This is a genomic window from Paraburkholderia youngii, from assembly GCF_013366925.1.
GTDB classification, from domain to species: Bacteria; Pseudomonadota; Gammaproteobacteria; order Burkholderiales; family Burkholderiaceae; genus Paraburkholderia; species Paraburkholderia youngii.
In genome coordinates, this window is record NZ_JAALDK010000001.1 from 5133468 (window position 1) to 5150964 (window position 17497).

The window sequence follows — 17497 nt, forward strand, 5'->3', positions numbered from 1 at the left end:
TCATCCTTGTTTGTGTTTCACCGGCAGCACCCGCAGCGGATCGCCTGCCTTTACCCGAAGCGCGTCGGCTTCGGCCGCGCTGAGGCGGAACACACCGTTGCGCGCCACGCCCGCCACGACGCCGACACGAAAATCCCCGAGCGACGTATTCGATACCATCGACTTCAGTCCGTCCTGCGCGGCCGGCTCTGCCGCGTCGCCGATCTCAGCCGCTACCAGCACGCTCTCGCGCACGGTGCGCAAGTCGGCGATATGGCATTCGAGCACCGGACCCGCATCGAAAATATCGACGTGGTTCTCGTAGCGCAGCCCTTCGGCTTCGAGCATCCGGCGCGCGGGGATCGTGTCGCTATGCGTGAGGCCTACGCAGCGCTGCGCTTCTTCCGGCAACAGCTCGACGTACACCGGATAGCGCGGCATCAGCTCGGCGAGAAACGCCTTGCGGCCGTGCGAGCTCAGATAGTCGGCGGCGTTGAAATCGATCTGGTAAAAGTGCGAGCCGACCGCACGCCAGAACGGCGACGTGCCCTGCTCGTCGAAATGGCCGCGCAGCTCCGCGCACAGACGCTGCGGAAAGCGCTCGCGAAACTGCGCGAGAAACATGAAGCGCGAGCGCGACAGCAAGCCGCCGACGCCGCTCGTGCGATAACGCGGGCTCAGGAACAGCGAGCACACTTCCGCATAACCGGTGAGGTCGTGCGAGATATTCAGCGCGTGCATGCGGGTCCAGATGCCGAGATCCTGGCTCGCGTGCACGACCGTGCTCACGCGATAGTTGTAGAACGGCTGCTGCAGCCCCACCTCCGCTTCGATCCCGCAGACACCCGCCACGTCGCCGGTGGCCGTGTCTTCCATCACGAAGAAATAGCCGGCCTCGTGCGGTTCGGCCCGATCTTCCATCGTGCGGCGCGCGCGTTCCACCCGCGCCGCGAGCGCATCGCGATCCGGCTTGAACGTGGTGAGGCCCGGCCCGGTTTCCTGCGCGAGCCTCATCAGCGCATCCACATCGCCTCGTTGCACTACGCGAACGACGATCATTGCGCGTCTCCCGATTGTTCGTCCTGCGGCTGATGCAGCGGCACGCAGCGCACCGTATCGCCTTCCCGTACCCCGAGCGCGGCGAGCACCGCCTGCGACAACACGGCGCCCGACTCCTTGCCCGGCGCGAGCTCGCCGAGCACGCAACGGAACTCGCCGGAGGCGCCGTTGTGCGCGATCAGGTACGTTGCACCGTGCGGCGCGGGTGCCTCGCGCACGACGCGCGTCTCATTGTGCTTCACGCTGACGCTGCGATCCATCTGCGCGGTCAGCACCGGACCCGCGTCGAAGATGTCGACGTAGCGATCGGTCTCGAAGCCTTCCTCGAGATGAATCTCGTACGCGAGCAGCGCGTTCGCATCCGGCTCGCCCAGCACGCGCTGCGCCGCTTCGGGCAACAGCGGCACATACACGGGATAGGTCGGCATCACTTCGGCGATGAACGTGCGGCTGCGGCCGCCCGATTCGACTTCGATGTCGGCGAAATCGCGGCCGAAGAACTTGCGGCCCACCGCTTCCCAGAACGGCGACATGCCGTTTTCGTCGGTGACGCCGAGCAGCAGCGAGAACACCTCGGGCGTGAAGCGCTTGCGATTCGCGGCGATGTACATCATCCGCGCGCGCGACATCAGCTGCGCGGCCGCGTCGCCGCGCAGCGACGGGTCGATGTAGTAGCCCGCGAGCCGGCTTTTGCCGGTCAGCTCGTGCGACATCGTCAGCGCGTGAATCTTGCGATTCACATGCAGCTCACGCGACGCATGAATCAGCGCGTCGTTGCGAAACACGTAGAACGGGTCCGCGTAACCGGCCGCCGCGACGATGCTCGCGGTGCCCATCAGCTTGCCGGTCTGCGAGTCTTCGAGCACGAACAGATAGAACTCCTCGCCCGGAAAGTCGACCTCCGCGCGAAACGAGTCTTCCGACAACGCGACGCGCGCTTCGAGCGCGCGCCGGTCGTGCGGCAGGGAATGCAGCACCGGTTGCGCGGTGCGCGCCATATGCTCGAGCGCATCGAGATCGGCAAGGCGGGCGGGACGTACGAAGTACATCATCGTTCCTGTTGAATGTGACGCGTGAATCGCCGCATCGGCGTGGGCAGCCGAGCAGGACTGGACTGCCTGAACATCAGTGCGACGCCGCCTGCGCATTCGCGCCGACGAGTTCGCCGAACGCCTTCTCGAGACGCGCGAAGCCTTCGGCCATATCGTCGAGCGGCATGATCAGCGACGGCACGAAGCGCAGCACGTCCGGGCCTGCCATCAGCATGATCACGCCGTGCTGGCCGGCCGCGGTGACGAAGTCCTTCGCGCGTCCCCGATACGCGTCGTTCAGTTCGGCGCCGATCAGCAGACCCTTGCCGCGCACTTCGCTGAAAAGCCCTAACCGCTGGTTCAACTTCGCGAGATGGCCTTTCAGCACTTCGCTGCGCGAGCGCACGCCTTCTAGCAGCTTCGGGTCGCTGACGAGTTCGACCACTTTTTCCGCGATCGCCGAGCCGAGCGGATTGCCGCCGTAGGTCGTGCCGTGCACGCCGACCTTGAAGTGCGCGGCGAGCTCTTTGGTGGTCAGCATCGCGCCGATCGGGAAGCCGTTGCCGAGCGCCTTAGCGGTGGTCAGGATGTCGGGCGTCACGCCGGTGTCCTGGTACGCGTAGAAGAAGCCGCTGCGGCCCACGCCGGTTTGCACTTCGTCGAAAATCAGCACCGCGTTGTGCTGATCGCACGCTTCGCGCAGTGCCTTGAGGAACGCCGGATCCGCCGGGATCACGCCGCCCTCGCCCTGGATCGGCTCGACGATCACCGCGCAGGTCTGCGCGCCGATCGCCTTTTTCGCCGCTTCGATGTCGTTGTACGGCAGATGCGTGATGCCGGCCGGCACCGGGCCGAAGCCTTCCGAATACTTCGGCTGGCCGCCGACGCTGACGGTGAACAGCGTGCGGCCGTGGAACGACTGCGTGAACGAAATGATTTCGGCTTTCTGCGCGCCGTAGCGGTCGAACGCGACGCGGCGCGCGAGCTTCAGCGCGGCCTCGTTCGCTTCGGCGCCCGAGTTCGCGAAGAACGCGCGGTCGGCGAAAGTGAGGCTTTCGAGGCGCTTCGCGAGACGCAGCACCGGTTCGTTCGTGTAGCCATTGCCAATGTGCCACAGCTTGCTGCCCTGCTCATGCAGTACCTTCATTAGCTCAGGATGCGCATGACCGAGCGCGGTGACGGCGATGCCGCCGGCGAAGTCGATATAGTCGCGGCCTTGCGTGTCCCACACGCGCGAGCCGAGACCGCGATCCGGTACGAAGGCGGCGGGGGCAAACACCGGCACCATGACTTCGTCGAAGGTCTGGCGTGTCACAGTCAGGTCGTTCATGGCTAATCCTTTTGCGGGTGACAGGTAATACAGCTAGTGTAGGAAACCGTGCGCGGCGCGTCTTGCGCATACGCGACGCTTTCTATGAGGTTCCGCGCGTCGTCGCGCCACGGCGGGTACCGCGGGTACTTTTCGAGCAGGCGTCTCGTTCGTACTCTGTGAGCGGTTCGTGTCGGGTTTGTGTCGCGCTCGTGTCGGGCTTGGGCGGTGCGGCCGCGCAGCCCGCGCCGGACGTGCCCCGGCTTCGCTTTCAGACGGCTTCCAGCTTACGCACGAGCCATGCCTGATTGCTCGCATCGCTTTGCATCAATCGAGCTCGGGCCGCTCGATCAGCGCGGCCGGCCGGGGCTCGCTCGCGCCGCCGTGCGCGCCGGTCTGCCGCTCGATCCAGTTGCGGCGATCCTCGCGCGGCGTGACGCCGAAGCGCTCCCGATAAGCATTCGAAAAATGCGCCGCCGACGAAAACCCGCAGGCGAGGCTGATCTGCACGACCGATTTGCTGGTGCGCTGCAATTGCATGCGCGCCTTCGACAGCCGCAGCCCCAGATAGTATTTGGACGGCATCGAGCCGAGATACTGGCGAAACAGGCGTTCGAGCTGCCGCCGCGAGACGCCGACGAGGCCGGCGATTTCATCGGTGGTCAGCGGGTCCTCGATATTGGCTTCCATCAGCAGCAGCGCGTCGTTCAGGCGCGGATGACGCTCGCCCGGCGCGGTCACGAACGGAATGCGCTGACGCTCCTCGCCGGCGCGCAACGTCCCGACGCCGAGCGTATCGGCGATCCGCTCCGCCAATTCGGGCCCGTGCTCGCGGCCGATCATCGCGAGCATGAAGTCGACGGTCGCCTGACCGCCCGCGCAGGTCGCGCGATCGCGGTCGATTTCGAAGATCTGCTGCGTGACGATCGAGCGTTCGAACTGTTCGGAGAACTGCTGATAGGTTTCCCAGTTCACGCTGACGCGATAGCCGGACAGCTGCCCCGCCATCGCGAGCCACCACACGCCGTGATGAATGCCGGTGACGAGCGGCGTGCGCTGGCCGACGCGCGCGAGGCTCGCGAGAAACAGACGGTAGTCGGCGAACTGCTGAAACCGTTCGCTGACGATGATCAGCCAGTCGCACGCGATCGCGTCGCCGAACGCGGCATCGGCCGGCCATTGCGCGCCGCCCGACAGCGGCACCGCGCGGCCGTCCCACGAACAGACCTGCACGCGATACAACGCGCGGCCGTCGATTTCATTGGCGAGATTGAGCGCGTCGACGATCGGCCCGACGCCCGACATCGACACGGGCGGCAATGCGACGATCGCGACCTGGGTCGTGCGAGCCGGGCTGGACGTGCGGGCCATCGGGTGTCCGTGAAAGCGGGCCGCGCGTTACTTCAGGCTGCCGGACAGGAACTGCTTCAGGCGCTCGCTGCGCGGCGCGCTCAGCACCTCGGCCGGATTGCCCTCTTCCTCGGTACGGCCCTGGTGCAGGAACATCACGTGATTCGACACGTTGCGCGCGAAGCCCATTTCGTGCGTGACGACGATCATCGTGCGGCCTTCCTCGGCGAGCTTCTGCATCACCTTCAGCACTTCGCCGACGAGCTCCGGGTCGAGCGCCGAGGTCGGTTCGTCGAACAGCATCACGTCGGGATGCATCGCGAGAGCCCGCGCAATCGCCACCCGCTGCTGCTGGCCGCCCGACAGATGCGACGGATACTGCTTCTCTAGACGCGGCGCGAGACCGACCTTCTCCAGATATTCGCGCGCGCGATCTTCCGCTTCCTTGCGCTTCAGACCGAGCACATGAATCGGTGCCTCGATGATGTTCTCGAGCACGTTCATGTGCGACCACAGATTGAAGTGCTGGAACACCATCGCGAGCTTCGTGCGGATGCGCTGCAACTGTTTGTGGTCGGCGACTTCGAGATTGCCGGCGCGATCGGTCTTCGTCTTCACCGCCTCGCCATCGACGACGATCTGCCCGGCGTTCGGCCGCTCGAGAAAATTGATGCAACGCAGAAAGGTGCTCTTGCCCGAGCCGCTCGCGCCGATGATGCTGATCACGTCGCCCTTGTTTGCGTTCAGCGACACGCCCTTGAGCACCTCGTTGTCGCCATAGCGCTTGTGGATGTCCTGTACGGCGAGCTTGCAAGCTTCAGTTTGAGTGGTATGGAGCAAGATGCTCTCCCAGTGAAGATACGGATCGGTCTGGTGCGCACGCCGCCGTGCGCAAGCGCGCGGCGCCCCGCTGCAATGTCGAAGCGCGCTCAATGCGTGCGCACCGCGAGATGCGCGAGCCAGCGGCGCTCGGCGCGCCGGAACAACGCAACCAGCGCAAACGACACCACGAGGTAAATTAACGCCGCGAGCCCGAACGCGTTGAACGACTGGTAGGTCGCCGAGTTCACATCGCGCGCGACCTTCAGGATGTCGGGCACCGTGGCCGTGAACGCGACCGTCGTCGCGTGCAGCATCAGGATCACTTCGTTACTGTACAACGGCAGCGCGCGACGCAGCGCGGACGGTATCACAATGCGCCGGTACATCGTGAACCAGCTCATGCCATAGGCGCGCGCCGCCTCGACTTCGCCATGCGAGGTCGAGCGGATCGCGCCCGCGAAAATCTCGGTCGTGTACGCGCAGGTGTTCAACGCGAACGCGAGGATCGCGCAGTGAAAGCCGCTGCGAAAGAACGCGTCGAGCAGACTGTGCGCGCGCACGAACGCGAGGCTGTACACGCCGGTGTAGATCAACAGCAGCTGCACGTAGAGCGGCGTGCCGCGAAATACGTAGGTGTACAGACGTACCGGCGTCGACAGCCAGCGCTTCTTCGACACGCGCGCGACCGCGAGCGGCACCGCGCACACGAAGCCGATCGCGATCGACGCGACCAGCAGCCACAGCGTGACCGCGAGACCCGACAGGCGTTGCCCGTCCCAGAACAGATACGCCTTCCAGAATTGATTGAGGATATCGATCATGACGTTCAGAGCTCCGCGTGTCGCACGCCGATCGAATAGCGGCGGTTCAGCCAGATCAGCGCGACGTTCGAGACGGTGGTGATCGCCAGATAGATCAGCGCGGCGACGAGGATGAAGAAGAACATGTTGAAGGTGCTCTTGCCGGCGTCCTGCGCGGCTTTGACGACGTCGGCGAGACCGATGATCGACACGAGCGCGGTGGCCTTCACGAGCACCTGCCAGTTGTTGCCGATGCCGGGCAGCGCGAAGCGCATCATCTGCGGAAACAGGATGCGGGTGAACACGCGCACGCCGCTCATCCCGTACGCGCTGCCCGCTTCGAGTTGGCCGCGCGGCACCGCGAGAAAGGCGCCGCGGAAGGTTTCGGTGAAGTACGCGCCGTAGATGAAGCCGAGCGTCAGCACGCCGGCCACGAATGGATCGATGTCGAACTGCGGCAGATCGAGCGCGTCGGTCAGATCGTTGACCGCCATCTGGATGCTGTAGAACAGCAGCAGCATCAGCACGAGGTCGGGCACCGAGCGGATCAGCGTCGTGTAGCCGGTCGCGATGGCCCGCAGGGGCCGGTTGAACGAGAGTTTCGCCGCCGCGCCCGCGAGGCCGAGCAACACAGCGGCCGCGAGCGACAGGACGGACAGCTCGATCGTCTGCAGCGTGCCGGCGAGCAGCACGGGACCAAAGCCGTATAGGAACACGCGTGTCTCCATCCAGGTTCGTTGAATTGGCGCGGATGGCGGCAGCTTCGTGGGCGGCTCGCTGCTCCGGCATGGCGCGGAGTCTCGCAAGCGGAAATCAATTTCTCAAATCCCGGGCGGGTGGCTTGCTGCGACGCAGCATGGCGCTGCCGGCGCGCGCGGAACGCTCGTAGCGCTTGGTATCACGAGGGTTATCGTTTTGTCAGGTGTGCGGCGCGCGCCTGGCCGCGCCGCGATTTCGCAAAGTTCGGGTCGCTTTTTCGATAGGCCGCGGCGACGAACAAGCCGCGCTCATTCGAGCGCGAGCCGAGCGCGAATCGCCGGCAGCATGTGTTCGACCGCCGCGCGCCCCTCCTCGATGGCCGGCGCCGCGCGATGAAAATCGAAGATGCCCATGCCGCCCAGACGCGGCTGGATCAGGATATCGGCCGGTTCGCCCGCGAGCCGGCTGCGCGTGATGCGCACCTGCATGATGTCGATGCTTTGCGCGATCGAGCTCAACATCGACGGCACGTGCGCGCTCGGCTTCGGCGGCACGCGCACGTCGTCGCTGGCGCTCGCTTCGGCTGGCGCCAACCAGCGCGGCCACGGCTTGCCGTTGCGGCGCAGCGCGACGGGCGGCGGCGCGGTGGGATCGAGCGCGGGCGTTTCGATGACCGGGCCGCCGAAGTCGCGGCCGTTCAGGATGTCGTTGTTCAGATCGATCGCGATCACGCAGTCCGCACGCATGCCGCGCGCGACCGACACCGGCACCGGGTTGCACAGCCCACCGTCGACGAGCCACACGCCGTTGTGCCACACCGGCGTGAAGATGCCCGGAATCGCAATCGACGCGCGCACCGAGTCGACCGTGCTGCCGTCCTGCAGCCAGATTTCGCGGCCCGTGTCGAGTTCGGTCGCGACTGCCGCGAACGGCATGTTCAGTTGCGCGATCGAGCGGCCTGCGAATTTGTCGGCGAATAGCTGGATCACCTTGCGCCCGCCGAGCAGGCCGCCCGAGATGCGCAAATCGAGCAGCCGCACCACGGTCTGCCACGTGAGACGCGACACCCACTCCTCGAGCCAGTCGAGATCGCCGTTCGCATAGACCGCGCCGACCAGCGCGCCGATCGACGTGCCGCACACGACGTCGGGCTTGATGCCCGCGTCTTGCAGCGCGCGAATCGCGCCGATATGCGCCCAGCCGCGCGCGGCGCCGCCTCCCAACACCAGCCCGATCCGGCTGTATCGACGTCGACGTATCATGCGTACCCCGCTCTTTCGGCCCGCTTATCCGGGCGTCTTCTAATCGACATTCTTCCCACCTATCGCCCACGAATCACGTCCGAGCGTGACGTGGTGTACACCCTCTGGTTCCGGTCGAAGTGAACGTTGAAGATGCCTTCCTCGGTCACGCCGCCTTCGCGCCATTTCCAGCTCCACACGGTTTCCGGCTTCAGCGGAAACACCGCGACCTGTCCAGGCTTACCAAGCAATCGACGCACCTCGTCCTCGGTCATGCCGGAGCGGATTTTCGCGAAGTTGTCCGCGGTCAGCACCTGCGTGATCGCCTGCAGCTTGCCGTCGCGATCGATGTCGACCATGTAGGTGTTCAGGCCTTGCGGACCGCGCGGATACTCGAAGCGCTTCGAGCCGTCGGTAAAGGTGCGGGTGGTTTCGGGCTTGCCCATCTGCGCGAGGACTTGCGCTTCGGTCGTGACGCCCGGCGTCATATTCTTGAGCAACAACGCGTCCGGTTTGACCGCGTTGAAAAAGTCCTTGAGTTTTTGCACGGCTTGATCGCTCTGCTGTTGGTCGCAGCCGGTCAGCGCAACGCACGCTATTAGCAGCGTGACGCCCAGCGGTTTGAGGCTCACTTCGTTTCCTGTCCGGATGCGCGGCATCTAAAGTTGCTGCGCATGGCCGGTCTGTAGTGTGTACTACAAGGATAACCGCGCGCGGAGAAAACCGCGAGCAACGCAGGCGCGACGAGTGCGGCTACGCACGCAACGTGTTGCGCGCAGCGCTAAAAGATCGGCTGGGATCGGTCGAAATGGGCAAGCCAGAAGCAAAAAGGCGACGCTGTGTGCAGCGTCGCCATGTCGGTCGATACGATCAACCGGAAGTGACGGCGGCTCATCAGCCGCCTTGCGCGAAGCACCGCGGACGACGCGCAGCGGCCTGCTCCAGACGAAGCGATGAGCAACCTTGGCTACTCACCTTGCGCCATCGCCGAATGACAAACCGCTGCCTTTTACGGCCGCCCTGGTCCCTCGATAAGCCTTCCAGATGCCGATAATCTAAACGCATCGGAGGCTTTCGACGAGAGCGCGTTTACACCGAATTGGCAGAAGATTCGCGCGGTGCGAAAGGGGCGCAGGCTGGCCGGCCCCCGGAAGGCCGGCCCCCGGATAGCCGGCCTCTTCAAATCACCCGGAAGCCGTGCGTGCCGTCGCGCGCCAGTTGCGCGACGAGCCCATGCTCCCACTCCAGATACGCGCTCATCGCTTCGCGCGCGTTCTCCGTGCCCTCATATGGCCGCTGATAACGATCGATCCGCGGCGACGCCATCCGCGTGCCGCCCGACTCTACCGGCAAGCCCGCGTCGATCCACGCGCGCGTGCCGCCGCGCAGCACCTGCACCGGCCGCTCGGTCGCCGCGGCGAGTTCCGGTGCGACGAAGCGCGCGAGCACGTCGCTGCCGCACGTCACCACATAGCGCTTCGCATCGGGCAGCGTGCGCAGCGCGTCGGCGAGCTGGCTGCGGATCACGAACCATGCGCCCGGAATGTGCCGCTTCAGATAATTCGTGCTGCTCGTGAAGTCGAGCACGACGGTTCCCGGCGACTGCAGCAGCGCCACAAGCTCGGCCGGCTCGATGTCGTCGACGTCGGGTGGCGTGACCGCGTTGCGCGCGAGCGGCGCCACGCCCTTCTCGGCGAAATCGCCCGCCGTCAGGCCATCGACCACGAACACCTCGACGTTCATTTGCGCGAGCCACGATGCGGTCATGTTCGCGCGCACGCCGTCGCTGTCCGCGAGGATCACACGCGCGCCGCGCACCGTCACGAACAGGTCGGTTTCCTGCACGAGCTGGCCGCCAGGCGCGCTGCGAAAGCCTGGCACGTGGCCCGCCTCGTATTCCTCGGGCGTGCGCACATCGAAGCGATACACGGTGCGCACCGCCTCGTCGGCCCAGCGGCGCGCTTCGTCGCGCGAGGTGCGGCGCACGCGCGCCCGGTCGGCAAGCGCGCGCGCGCCGTCGGCCGCCGCGAGACGGGATACGTCGTCGACCGCGCCTTCGACGCGCCGCGTGCTGCCATGCGCGAGCGGCTGGCCGGCGAGCGTCCAGCCCATCGTGCCGTTGCGCAGCGCGGCCACCGGATTGGGTACGCCCGCGTTGATCAGCGACTGCGCGCCGATGATGCTTCGCGTGCGTCCCGCGCAATTGACGATGATGCGCGTGGCCGGATCCGGCGCGAGCTGCCGCGCGCGCAACACCAGCTCCGCGCCCGGCACGCTGATGCTGCCGGGGATGTTCATGGTCTGAAACTCGTCGAAGCGACGCGCGTCGAGCACCACGACATCCGCCTCGCGATCGAGCAGCGCCTGCACCTGCTGCGCGGACAGCGACGGCGTATGACGCACGCTTTCGACCAGTTCGCCGAAGGCCTTGCTCGGCACGTTGACATCCTTGAACAACTCGCCGCCCGCTTCGCGCCAGCCCTGCAGACCGCCTTCGAGCAATGCGACGTTGCTATAGCCGAGCTCGTCGAGGCGCTCGGCCGCGCGCCTCGCGAGCCCTTCGCCGGCATCGAACACGACGATCGGCACGGCGAGGCGCGGCAGCCGCAGCGGCGCATCGAGTTCGAGCCGCGACAGTGGCAGATTGGCGGCGAACAACGGATGACTGCGCGCGTGCGGATCTTCCTCACGCACGTCGACGAGCGCGATCTCCTCGCGGTCGAGCAATGCGTGGCACACGTCCTGGAACGACCGGGTACGAAACTCTTTGACGACATTCATGGGATCGGGAACTCCTTCGCTACATTCCAGATTTCGGGCGACGCGTCGCGTCACCGTACCGAATACTTAAACCGTACACTCGAATTTCGATCGGCGCACGGTCACTCGTTGGATTGCTTATTCGACCGCACTGCGAATGCGAAGCACCGCCGCGCGAACACGCTACGCAAGCGCAATTTCCGCGCCACGCATCGCCTCTCGTCGCGGCTCGTCGCGCCTCACCAGCGCTGGCGACCCTTCCGCCGTCAGGGGCATCGCCGGGCCGCCAGCAGAAAAGCCGCCGCTTTGCCACAATGCTCCATCGCGCGAAAGCGCCGCCCATCGCTATCAATAGACAATGATCCCCTTCTCGGTTCTCGATCTTTCGCCGGTCACCGCGGGTGCCACGCCCGCTGATGCGTTCAGGAACACACTGTCACTCGCGCAGCACGCGGAAAAACTGAATTACAAGCGTTACTGGCTCGCCGAGCATCACAACATGACCGGCATCGCGAGCGCGGCGACCTCGGTCGTGATCGGCTACGTGGCCGGCGGCACGAAGACGATTCGTGTCGGCTCGGGCGGCATCATGCTGCCGAACCATGCGCCGCTCGTGATCGCTGAACAGTTCGGCACGCTCGCGTCGCTGTATCCGGGCCGGATCGATCTCGGCCTCGGCCGCGCGCCCGGCACCGATCAGACCACCGCCCGCGCGCTGCGCCGCGACCTGCAGGCGAGCGCCGAAACCTTCCCCGACGATGTCGTCGAATTGCAACGCTACTTCGCCGAACCGGTCGCGGGCCAGCGCATTCGCGCGGTGCCGGGCGCGGGCCTGAATGTGCCGCTGTGGCTGCTCGGCTCGTCGCTGTACAGCGCGCAACTGGCCGCGGCGCTCGGGCTGCCGTTCGCGTTCGCGTCGCACTTCGCGCCCGATTACATGATGAGCGCGCTACAGGTGTATCGCTCGCAGTTCCGGCCGTCCGCGACGCTGGCGAAACCGTATGCGATGGTCGGCGTCAATCTGTTCGCCGCCGACACGAACGACGAAGCCGCGCGCCTCTTTACGTCGCTGCAGCAGCAGTTCATCAATCTGCGGCGCGGCACGCCGGGGCAATTGCAGCCACCGGTCGAGCGGCTCGACGCATCGGAGATGGAGCTCAACAACGTCGCGCGAGCGCTCGCGTGCACGGTGCTCGGCGATCGCGACGCGATCCGCGAAGGTCTGCAATCGATCATCGAGCAGACCGGCGCGAACGAGTTGATGCTGACCGCGCAGATTTACGATCACGAAGCGCGGCTGCGCTCGTTCGAGATCGGCGCCGAGGTGCGCGATGAATTGATGGCGGTCGAATAAACGCTTCGCGAACCGATCGGCCGACACGGCCACGCACGAAAAAAGGGCGGCTCATGGCGAGCCGCCCTTGTCTTTTGCACTGAATTGGACCAGTCGCATGAGAAGCCGGCCCCGGCGTGGCTCTAGAAGGCGCTCTTTACAACGCCCCCGTCGGCCCGCAACGCAGCTCCCGTGATGGCCGACGAAAGCGGACTCGCGATATAGGCCACCAGCGACGCGACTTCCTGCGGCGAACCAAATCTCTTGATCAGCGAGGTGGGACGGACCTTCTCGAAGAACTCTTTTTCGAACTCTTCGAACGATTTGCCGTCGGCCTTGGCAAGGGTCTCCACGAATTCACCGACTCCCCGCGATTTCGTCGGCCCCGGCAACACGCTATTGACTGTAATGCCGGTGCCGGCAACGGCTTCGGCGAGTCCGCGCGCGACCGCCAGCTGCGCGGTTTTCGTCATCCCGTAGTGAATCATTTCAGCTGGGATCTGCACCGCGCTTTCGCTCGAAATGAAAATGATGCGCCCCCAGTTGGCCTGCCTCATCGCAGGCAGATACAGGCGAGCGAGGCGTACCCCGCTCAACACGTTGACATCGAAGAACCGCTGCCAGTCCGCGTCGGAGATCTCCTCAAACGGCTTGGGCTCGAAGATGCCGAGGTTGTTGACCAGAATTTCCACGCCGGGGTAGCGTCGCGCGAGTTCTTCTGCTGAAGCAGCGGTACTGAGATCGCCGGCAAATCCTTGCACGTCGCCGCCCGTCTGCGCTTTCAACTGCGCGACCACGTCATCCACGGACGACTGCAAGCGGCCGTTCACGATTACACGAGCTCCCTCCTGCGCCAACGTGCTGGCGATAGCGAGACCGATGCCGGCTGTGCTGCCGCTCACCAGTGCGAGTTTGCCTGTCAGGTTCAAGTCCATGGGTGATTTCCTTTCAATGGATGAATTAAAAATCGGGACGCCGGGTACCAGCTCGCTTTCGAACAGCAAAAAGACTAGATGATCTGACGGAAATGGCAACGCACATGAGTGACAGGCGGACAGTGACGCAGGCAGGCCTGAAGTACCGTGTACGAGCAGGAAAACGAGGCCATGTCAGCGATTTTCCGACTTCGTTTGACCAGGTGATGGTCGCGCCCAAACTCGCATCATCGTGATTCACCTTGGGACGCGCTCTGCACAGACTACGCGCGGATGGCATGACATGTGCGTACCGTCAGCGAGCAGCCGGCCGCTTGAATGTTCTACAACCCTCTTGTTCTTGTTCGAGGAGACACCCAATGAACACACTGACCATCGACGACATCCAGAACTGTGCGGAACTGGATCGCCAGGAGATGACCACCATTCAAGGTGGCCGGATGAAACTACCCGGCCAGCACGTCGGCTCCATTCTCACGAGCGCTGATGGCGACCCTGTCGGCGTCTATGTAGACGGCGTGCTGCAGAACTCCGTTACCGACGGCTTCTACCACGGCTGACAGCAAGGCGGCGCGCAGCCCTGCGCGCCCCGATGCCGCGGATGTGGCCAGTGCGTGCGTGAAAAAGCGCTCGTCACCTGTCGTGGAGATGACTCACCAGGTAATCGATCAACGCACGAGCTCGAGACGGCAAAAATCGATTCGGCGGATAAAGCAGCCAAACCGGGCCCATATAGGGACGCGCCTCGAACTCCCAGTCGCTCAGCACCTGGACGATGTCGCCCGCGGAAATCGCCTGCGCAGCGACAAAATCGGGCAAGCTCGCAATGCCCAGGCCATGCAGCGCGGCATCCAACCGCGCGCTCGTATCATTGGCGATGTAGCGCCCCTTCACTTCGACCGACCGTGTCTCAGAGTCGCGGCGGAAATGCCATCGATTGTCGTCGACCGTCTCTCCTAGGTACATGCATGCATGCCGCGCAAGGTCGCGCGGCTCGGCCGGCGTCCCCCGCTCCGCCAGATAAGCAGGCGACGCGCACAGAACCCATTTGACCGCTCCGAGTCGCCGGGCAGCAAGACCCGGCGGAGGCGAACGCGTGAGCCGGATCACCAGATCGACATCGTCACGTAGCGGATCGACGTCGTGGTCGGCGAAGACCAGATGGACATCCACGTCGGGCCACATGCGCAGAAACTCCGGAACAAGCGGATGGATGACAGATCTCGCATATGAAATCGGCGCACTGATGCTGACCTTGCCTCGCGGATCACCCGCCCCTTGTCCAGCGACGTCGACGGCGCCCGAGGCCGCGCCGACCATATCCCGGCAGTACCGGTAAATCTGCGCGCCCGAATCCGTCAACCGGATGCTACGGGTCGAGCGCTCGAGTAGGCGCGTGCCCAACGCATCCTCGAGGCGTTTGATCTGCCGACTGACAGTCGACGGTGTACTGCCCAGTTGCCGCGCGGCGATGGAGAAGTTGCCGGCGTCGACGACCCTCGCAAACATCGCCATGTCGGGTAGCAACGCAAAAAGCTCATTCGGATTCATCGCGATCCTCGCACCTGCCAGGGCATTCGTGCATTTCAAACATAAAAGATGTTCTGCCGCCGTGGATTATAGTTTTCGGCGCAATACCCGACAATTCGGACCGTACGAATGAAAACAGAAGGTTCGTCATGTCGAAACAACAGAGTGCGTTATGGATATCCGACCTGATGCTGCTTGCGGTCGCGATGGTGTGGGGCACGAGTTATGGGGTCGTGAAAGGCGCGCTCGCGATCTATCCGGTGCTCGGTCTGCTGGCGTTGCGCTTCGGTCTGACGTTCGTCGTGTTGTCTCCGGCGTTGCGCTCGCTTCGACACGTTAGAGCGTCCGCCTTGCTGGGTGCGCTCGGCTCCAGCGCAATCCTGCTCAGCATCTTTTTGGCGGAGACATTCGGGATCGCGCACACACGCGCGTCGAATGCGGCGTTCCTTATCAGTCTGTGTGTCGCGCTGACGCCGCTGGTCGAATGGGTGTTGCTGCGACGAAAGCCGTCGAGTGGGGAATGGATCGCTGTGGGCTTGTCACTGATGGGCGCCGCGTTCGTCAGCGGAGGTGCGATCATTCCGACCGCAGGCGATGCGCTGATCCTTCTTGCGGCGTTGCTGCGCGCGCTGATGGTGTGCGTGACCAAGCGCGTGATGCGCGACTCGAAACTTGCCCCGCTGTCGGTAACGGCGGTCCAGGCAGGCGTCGTTGCACTGGGCAGTGTGCTGCTGGCGTTCGTGTTGCCGTCACAGCATTGGCAGGCGCTGCCGTCGCTCAGTGGGCACGGTGACTTCTGGGCGAGCATTGCTTACCTCGTGCTCGCCTGTACGTTGTTCGCATTTTTCGCACAGAATTTTGCCGTCAAGCGCAGCAACCCAACGCGCGTCGCTTTGCTGATGGGCAGCGAGCCCGCGTTCGGTGCGCTATTCGCCTACGTATGGCTCGGCGAGCATCTTTCGGCCTCGGCATGGTTTGGCGGAGGTCTGATGGTACTTGCATCGGTGCTGGCGGCGGTGCCGCTCAAAAGGGACGCCAACGCGAGGCTCGACATGCATCCAGCCACTTCGGTCGAGAGTTAGCCGATTATTCAGGCCAAGCCTTGTTTCGATGCCTGCGCTCGCCTCGGCTCATGGCCCGGCTCGAGTGACAGATTTCGCACAGCACGCACCGGCCTCTTGCACGGACGGGCACTTGACCGAGCCATACGAACAGAAGACGCAGCAATCGCCGGACTTCGGAGAAAGCAAGGCTTTGCACCGCGGGCATTCATAGAAGTAGACGCAGGCGTCGGTCTGCATCGTCACGACGGTCACGCACCCGCAGTGCGGACAGGTCAACGCCGACTCCAGGATCGGTGAGGTTTGCATTGATCGCGTCTACGTCCGTATTCCTTGCACCTGTCAATGTTAGCGCCGGCAAACGGTCACGGGGCTTGCGCAAAGGCCGTACCGCACCGAAGTCCAGCATCCGGACGCGATACGTGTCACAAATAACCATTGCGGTGGAATAAAAGGCGAGCCGTTGGCGTTCGTAGATTAGGCGTCGCGTGAAAGAGCGCGTAGCCGTGGAACCGCGAAACGGAATCGTCGGCCGCGCACAGCGGTTGCTGGCCCGTTTTGCAGAACGTTTGCCTGTTCTTTTTGTAACCGCCGCCGCGTCGCGGGACTTGTCGTTAGCGATCCGCGACTCCCCGGCTCAACGCGTGGCCGCGCGGCAAGTCAGTCCCGTTGGCCGTGCAGGAGAGTTCTACATGAAAGTATCAAGACTGTTATCGGCCGTATCCGTGATCATCGCGCTAGGAGTCGCATCGTTGTCGTTGGCCGCGTGCCAGTCCACGGGCGACATGAGCTCGTCGGGTAGCAACAGCAGCAGCGGCAGCAGCGGCGGCTATTGATGCGCGCTCACGCGGCCGTCAGCGTCGCGTGAACTTCGATACGGAAGTGATATCGCGGCTCTCGTAGCCGCGCCGCTATGCGTGTGCGCTGACGTGCCCTCGGTCAGGGCGGTCAGCCTGACCGGAACAGCCCGATCGGCTTACGCTGATCGGGCTGTTTCCTTTTTGGCAGATCGTCATGGACACGGGACAGAAATTCGTTCGAACCCTCAGCGGTTCGTCGGCACCGCCGCCAACCCGTCCAACAACGCCTTATGAAACGCATCCGGGTACTGCATCTGAGGCGCGTGACCAAGCGCCGCAAACTCCATGAGCGTCGCATGCGGAATCGCCTTCGCGGCCGCGCGGCCTGGTTCCGGACAATGGCCGAGCTTCGCGCGCACTTCGGGCGGCGCGGCATCCTTGCCGATCGCGGTGGTGTCGCAGGGGGTACACCGTGACGCTTCGTGCTCCGGCAACGTCAACCCTTCTTCTCAGTCGTTCGTTGATCCAGTACGAGGCTTGCCTCCGGTGCAAAGCGCGAGGCACTCGTTCGTTCAATTCCTGATGCACCTCCACCCATGTCCAGAAAATCGATACTTACTGCGTCGATCGTCGCTGCGGCCAGCCTTTCGGCCTGCGTCGCTCAATCGGCGAACAATTACGCTGGCGGAGACCGGCAACACGCTCCGGTGGCCGTGCAAGCCCCATCCGATATCGAAGCGAAGCCGTTCGCACATCCTGGACTGCTGCACAGCGAGCGGGACTTCGAG

Annotated in this window: 17 protein-coding genes and 1 pseudogene; 4 read left to right on the top strand and 14 right to left on the bottom strand. The window is 64.3% G+C overall.

Features of this window, described 5'->3' with window-relative positions; translation table 11 throughout:
• The 10 genes from astA to G5S42_RS23510 form a co-directional block, all read right to left on the bottom strand.
• A complete protein-coding gene (gene astA / locus G5S42_RS23465; RefSeq protein WP_176108957.1) occupies window positions 1-1038 on the bottom strand; it encodes an arginine N-succinyltransferase in 1038 nt (345 codons plus the stop codon).
• Window positions 1035-2087, bottom strand: a complete 1053-nt coding sequence (gene aruF / locus G5S42_RS23470) for an arginine/ornithine succinyltransferase subunit alpha (RefSeq protein WP_176108958.1) — start codon at window positions 2085-2087, stop codon at window positions 1035-1037. Before aruF ends, astA begins: the two co-directional genes overlap by 4 nt.
• A gap of 76 nt (window positions 2088-2163) precedes the next feature.
• The gene (locus G5S42_RS23475) at window positions 2164-3399 is read right to left on the bottom strand and encodes an aspartate aminotransferase family protein (RefSeq protein ID WP_176108959.1); all 1236 of its coding nucleotides are present in this window, start codon (window positions 3397-3399) and stop codon (window positions 2164-2166) included.
• Window positions 3400-3705: 306 nt separating this feature from the next.
• Complete coding sequence (locus tag G5S42_RS23480) at window positions 3706-4749, bottom strand: GlxA family transcriptional regulator (RefSeq protein WP_176108960.1); 1044 nt, start codon at window positions 4747-4749, stop codon at window positions 3706-3708.
• A gap of 27 nt (window positions 4750-4776) precedes the next feature.
• The gene (locus G5S42_RS23485; protein ID WP_176108961.1) at window positions 4777-5568 is read right to left on the bottom strand and encodes an ABC transporter ATP-binding protein; all 792 of its coding nucleotides are present in this window, start codon (window positions 5566-5568) and stop codon (window positions 4777-4779) included.
• 89 nt (window positions 5569-5657) lie between these two features.
• Window positions 5658-6371, bottom strand: coding sequence for an ABC transporter permease (locus G5S42_RS23490; RefSeq protein WP_176108962.1), 714 nt, complete (start codon window positions 6369-6371; stop codon window positions 5658-5660).
• A gap of 5 nt (window positions 6372-6376) precedes the next feature.
• Complete coding sequence (locus G5S42_RS23495; protein WP_176110610.1) at window positions 6377-7066, bottom strand: ABC transporter permease; 690 nt, start codon at window positions 7064-7066, stop codon at window positions 6377-6379.
• A 291-nt stretch (window positions 7067-7357) separates the two neighbouring features.
• Window positions 7358-8311, bottom strand: coding sequence for a patatin-like phospholipase family protein (locus G5S42_RS23500; RefSeq protein WP_176108963.1), 954 nt, complete (start codon window positions 8309-8311; stop codon window positions 7358-7360).
• A gap of 59 nt (window positions 8312-8370) precedes the next feature.
• Window positions 8371-8922 (bottom strand): outer membrane protein assembly factor BamE domain-containing protein, encoded by a 552-nt coding sequence (gene bamE, locus G5S42_RS23505; protein WP_176108964.1) that lies wholly within the window; start codon window positions 8920-8922, stop codon window positions 8371-8373.
• Between the two features lie 547 nt (window positions 8923-9469).
• On the bottom strand, window positions 9470-11071 hold the full coding sequence (locus tag G5S42_RS23510) for a rhodanese-related sulfurtransferase (protein ID WP_176108965.1): 1602 nt from the start codon (window positions 11069-11071) through the stop codon (window positions 9470-9472).
• A 337-nt stretch (window positions 11072-11408) separates the two neighbouring features.
• On the opposite strand from G5S42_RS23510, the gene G5S42_RS23515 reads away from it, so the two are divergent.
• On the top strand, window positions 11409-12404 hold the full coding sequence (locus tag G5S42_RS23515; protein WP_176108966.1) for an LLM class flavin-dependent oxidoreductase: 996 nt from the start codon (window positions 11409-11411) through the stop codon (window positions 12402-12404).
• A 122-nt stretch (window positions 12405-12526) separates the two neighbouring features.
• Here the strand turns inward: G5S42_RS23515 and G5S42_RS23520 are convergent, their stop codons facing one another.
• Complete coding sequence (locus G5S42_RS23520; protein ID WP_176110611.1) at window positions 12527-13318, bottom strand: SDR family NAD(P)-dependent oxidoreductase; 792 nt, start codon at window positions 13316-13318, stop codon at window positions 12527-12529.
• A gap of 359 nt (window positions 13319-13677) precedes the next feature.
• Between G5S42_RS23520 and G5S42_RS23525 the strand changes: the two genes are divergently transcribed.
• On the top strand, window positions 13678-13878 hold the full coding sequence (locus G5S42_RS23525; protein ID WP_176108967.1) for a hypothetical protein: 201 nt from the start codon (window positions 13678-13680) through the stop codon (window positions 13876-13878).
• 73 nt (window positions 13879-13951) lie between these two features.
• On the opposite strand, the gene G5S42_RS23530 is transcribed toward G5S42_RS23525, so the two are convergent.
• Window positions 13952-14869 carry a LysR family transcriptional regulator gene (locus G5S42_RS23530; RefSeq protein ID WP_176108968.1) on the bottom strand — a complete coding sequence of 306 codons (918 nt, stop codon included), beginning with the start codon at window positions 14867-14869 and terminating at the stop codon, window positions 13952-13954.
• Between the two features lie 128 nt (window positions 14870-14997).
• Between G5S42_RS23530 and G5S42_RS23535 the strand changes: the two genes are divergently transcribed.
• Window positions 14998-15930, top strand: coding sequence for a DMT family transporter (locus G5S42_RS23535; protein ID WP_176108969.1), 933 nt, complete (start codon window positions 14998-15000; stop codon window positions 15928-15930).
• Window positions 15931-15978: 48 nt separating this feature from the next.
• Here the strand turns inward: G5S42_RS23535 and G5S42_RS44425 are convergent, their stop codons facing one another.
• The gene (locus tag G5S42_RS44425; RefSeq protein WP_246392061.1) at window positions 15979-16218 is read right to left on the bottom strand and encodes a GDCCVxC domain-containing (seleno)protein; all 240 of its coding nucleotides are present in this window, start codon (window positions 16216-16218) and stop codon (window positions 15979-15981) included.
• A 383-nt stretch (window positions 16219-16601) separates the two neighbouring features.
• On the opposite strand from G5S42_RS44425, the gene G5S42_RS23540 reads away from it, so the two are divergent.
• A complete protein-coding gene (locus tag G5S42_RS23540) occupies window positions 16602-16745 on the top strand; it encodes a hypothetical protein (RefSeq protein ID WP_176108970.1) in 144 nt (47 codons plus the stop codon).
• Window positions 16746-16954: 209 nt separating this feature from the next.
• Here the strand turns inward: G5S42_RS23540 and G5S42_RS23545 are convergent.
• Window positions 16955-17167, bottom strand: a pseudogene (locus G5S42_RS23545) (alpha/beta fold hydrolase); the annotation flags it as partial.
• Window positions 17168-17497: the final 330 nt, after the last annotated feature.

What these genes read in the sequence shown, in the direction of transcription:
- G5S42_RS23515 (WP_176108966.1), top strand. Translation starts at nt 11,409, where the DNA reads ATGATCCCCTTCTCGGTTCTCGATCTTTCGCCGGTCACCGCGGGTGCC.
- G5S42_RS23480 (WP_176108960.1), bottom strand. Translation starts at nt 4,749, where the DNA reads ATGGCCCGCACGTCCAGCCCGGCTCGCACGACCCAGGTCGCGATCGTC.
- G5S42_RS23475 (WP_176108959.1), bottom strand. Translation starts at nt 3,399, where the DNA reads ATGAACGACCTGACTGTGACACGCCAGACCTTCGACGAAGTCATGGTG.
- G5S42_RS23510 (WP_176108965.1), bottom strand. Translation starts at nt 11,071, where the DNA reads ATGAATGTCGTCAAAGAGTTTCGTACCCGGTCGTTCCAGGACGTGTGC.
- G5S42_RS23535 (WP_176108969.1), top strand. Translation starts at nt 14,998, where the DNA reads ATGTCGAAACAACAGAGTGCGTTATGGATATCCGACCTGATGCTGCTT.
- G5S42_RS23525 (WP_176108967.1), top strand. Translation starts at nt 13,678, where the DNA reads ATGAACACACTGACCATCGACGACATCCAGAACTGTGCGGAACTGGAT.
- G5S42_RS23500 (WP_176108963.1), bottom strand. Translation starts at nt 8,311, where the DNA reads ATGATACGTCGACGTCGATACAGCCGGATCGGGCTGGTGTTGGGAGGC.
- astA (WP_176108957.1), bottom strand. Translation starts at nt 1,038, where the DNA reads ATGATCGTCGTTCGCGTAGTGCAACGAGGCGATGTGGATGCGCTGATG.
- aruF (WP_176108958.1), bottom strand. Translation starts at nt 2,087, where the DNA reads ATGTACTTCGTACGTCCCGCCCGCCTTGCCGATCTCGATGCGCTCGAG.
- G5S42_RS23490 (WP_176108962.1), bottom strand. Translation starts at nt 6,371, where the DNA reads ATGATCGATATCCTCAATCAATTCTGGAAGGCGTATCTGTTCTGGGAC.
- G5S42_RS44425 (WP_246392061.1), bottom strand. Translation starts at nt 16,218, where the DNA reads ATGCAAACCTCACCGATCCTGGAGTCGGCGTTGACCTGTCCGCACTGC.
- G5S42_RS23520 (WP_176110611.1), bottom strand. Translation starts at nt 13,318, where the DNA reads ATGGACTTGAACCTGACAGGCAAACTCGCACTGGTGAGCGGCAGCACA.
- G5S42_RS23530 (WP_176108968.1), bottom strand. Translation starts at nt 14,869, where the DNA reads ATGAATCCGAATGAGCTTTTTGCGTTGCTACCCGACATGGCGATGTTT.
- G5S42_RS23540 (WP_176108970.1), top strand. Translation starts at nt 16,602, where the DNA reads ATGAAAGTATCAAGACTGTTATCGGCCGTATCCGTGATCATCGCGCTA.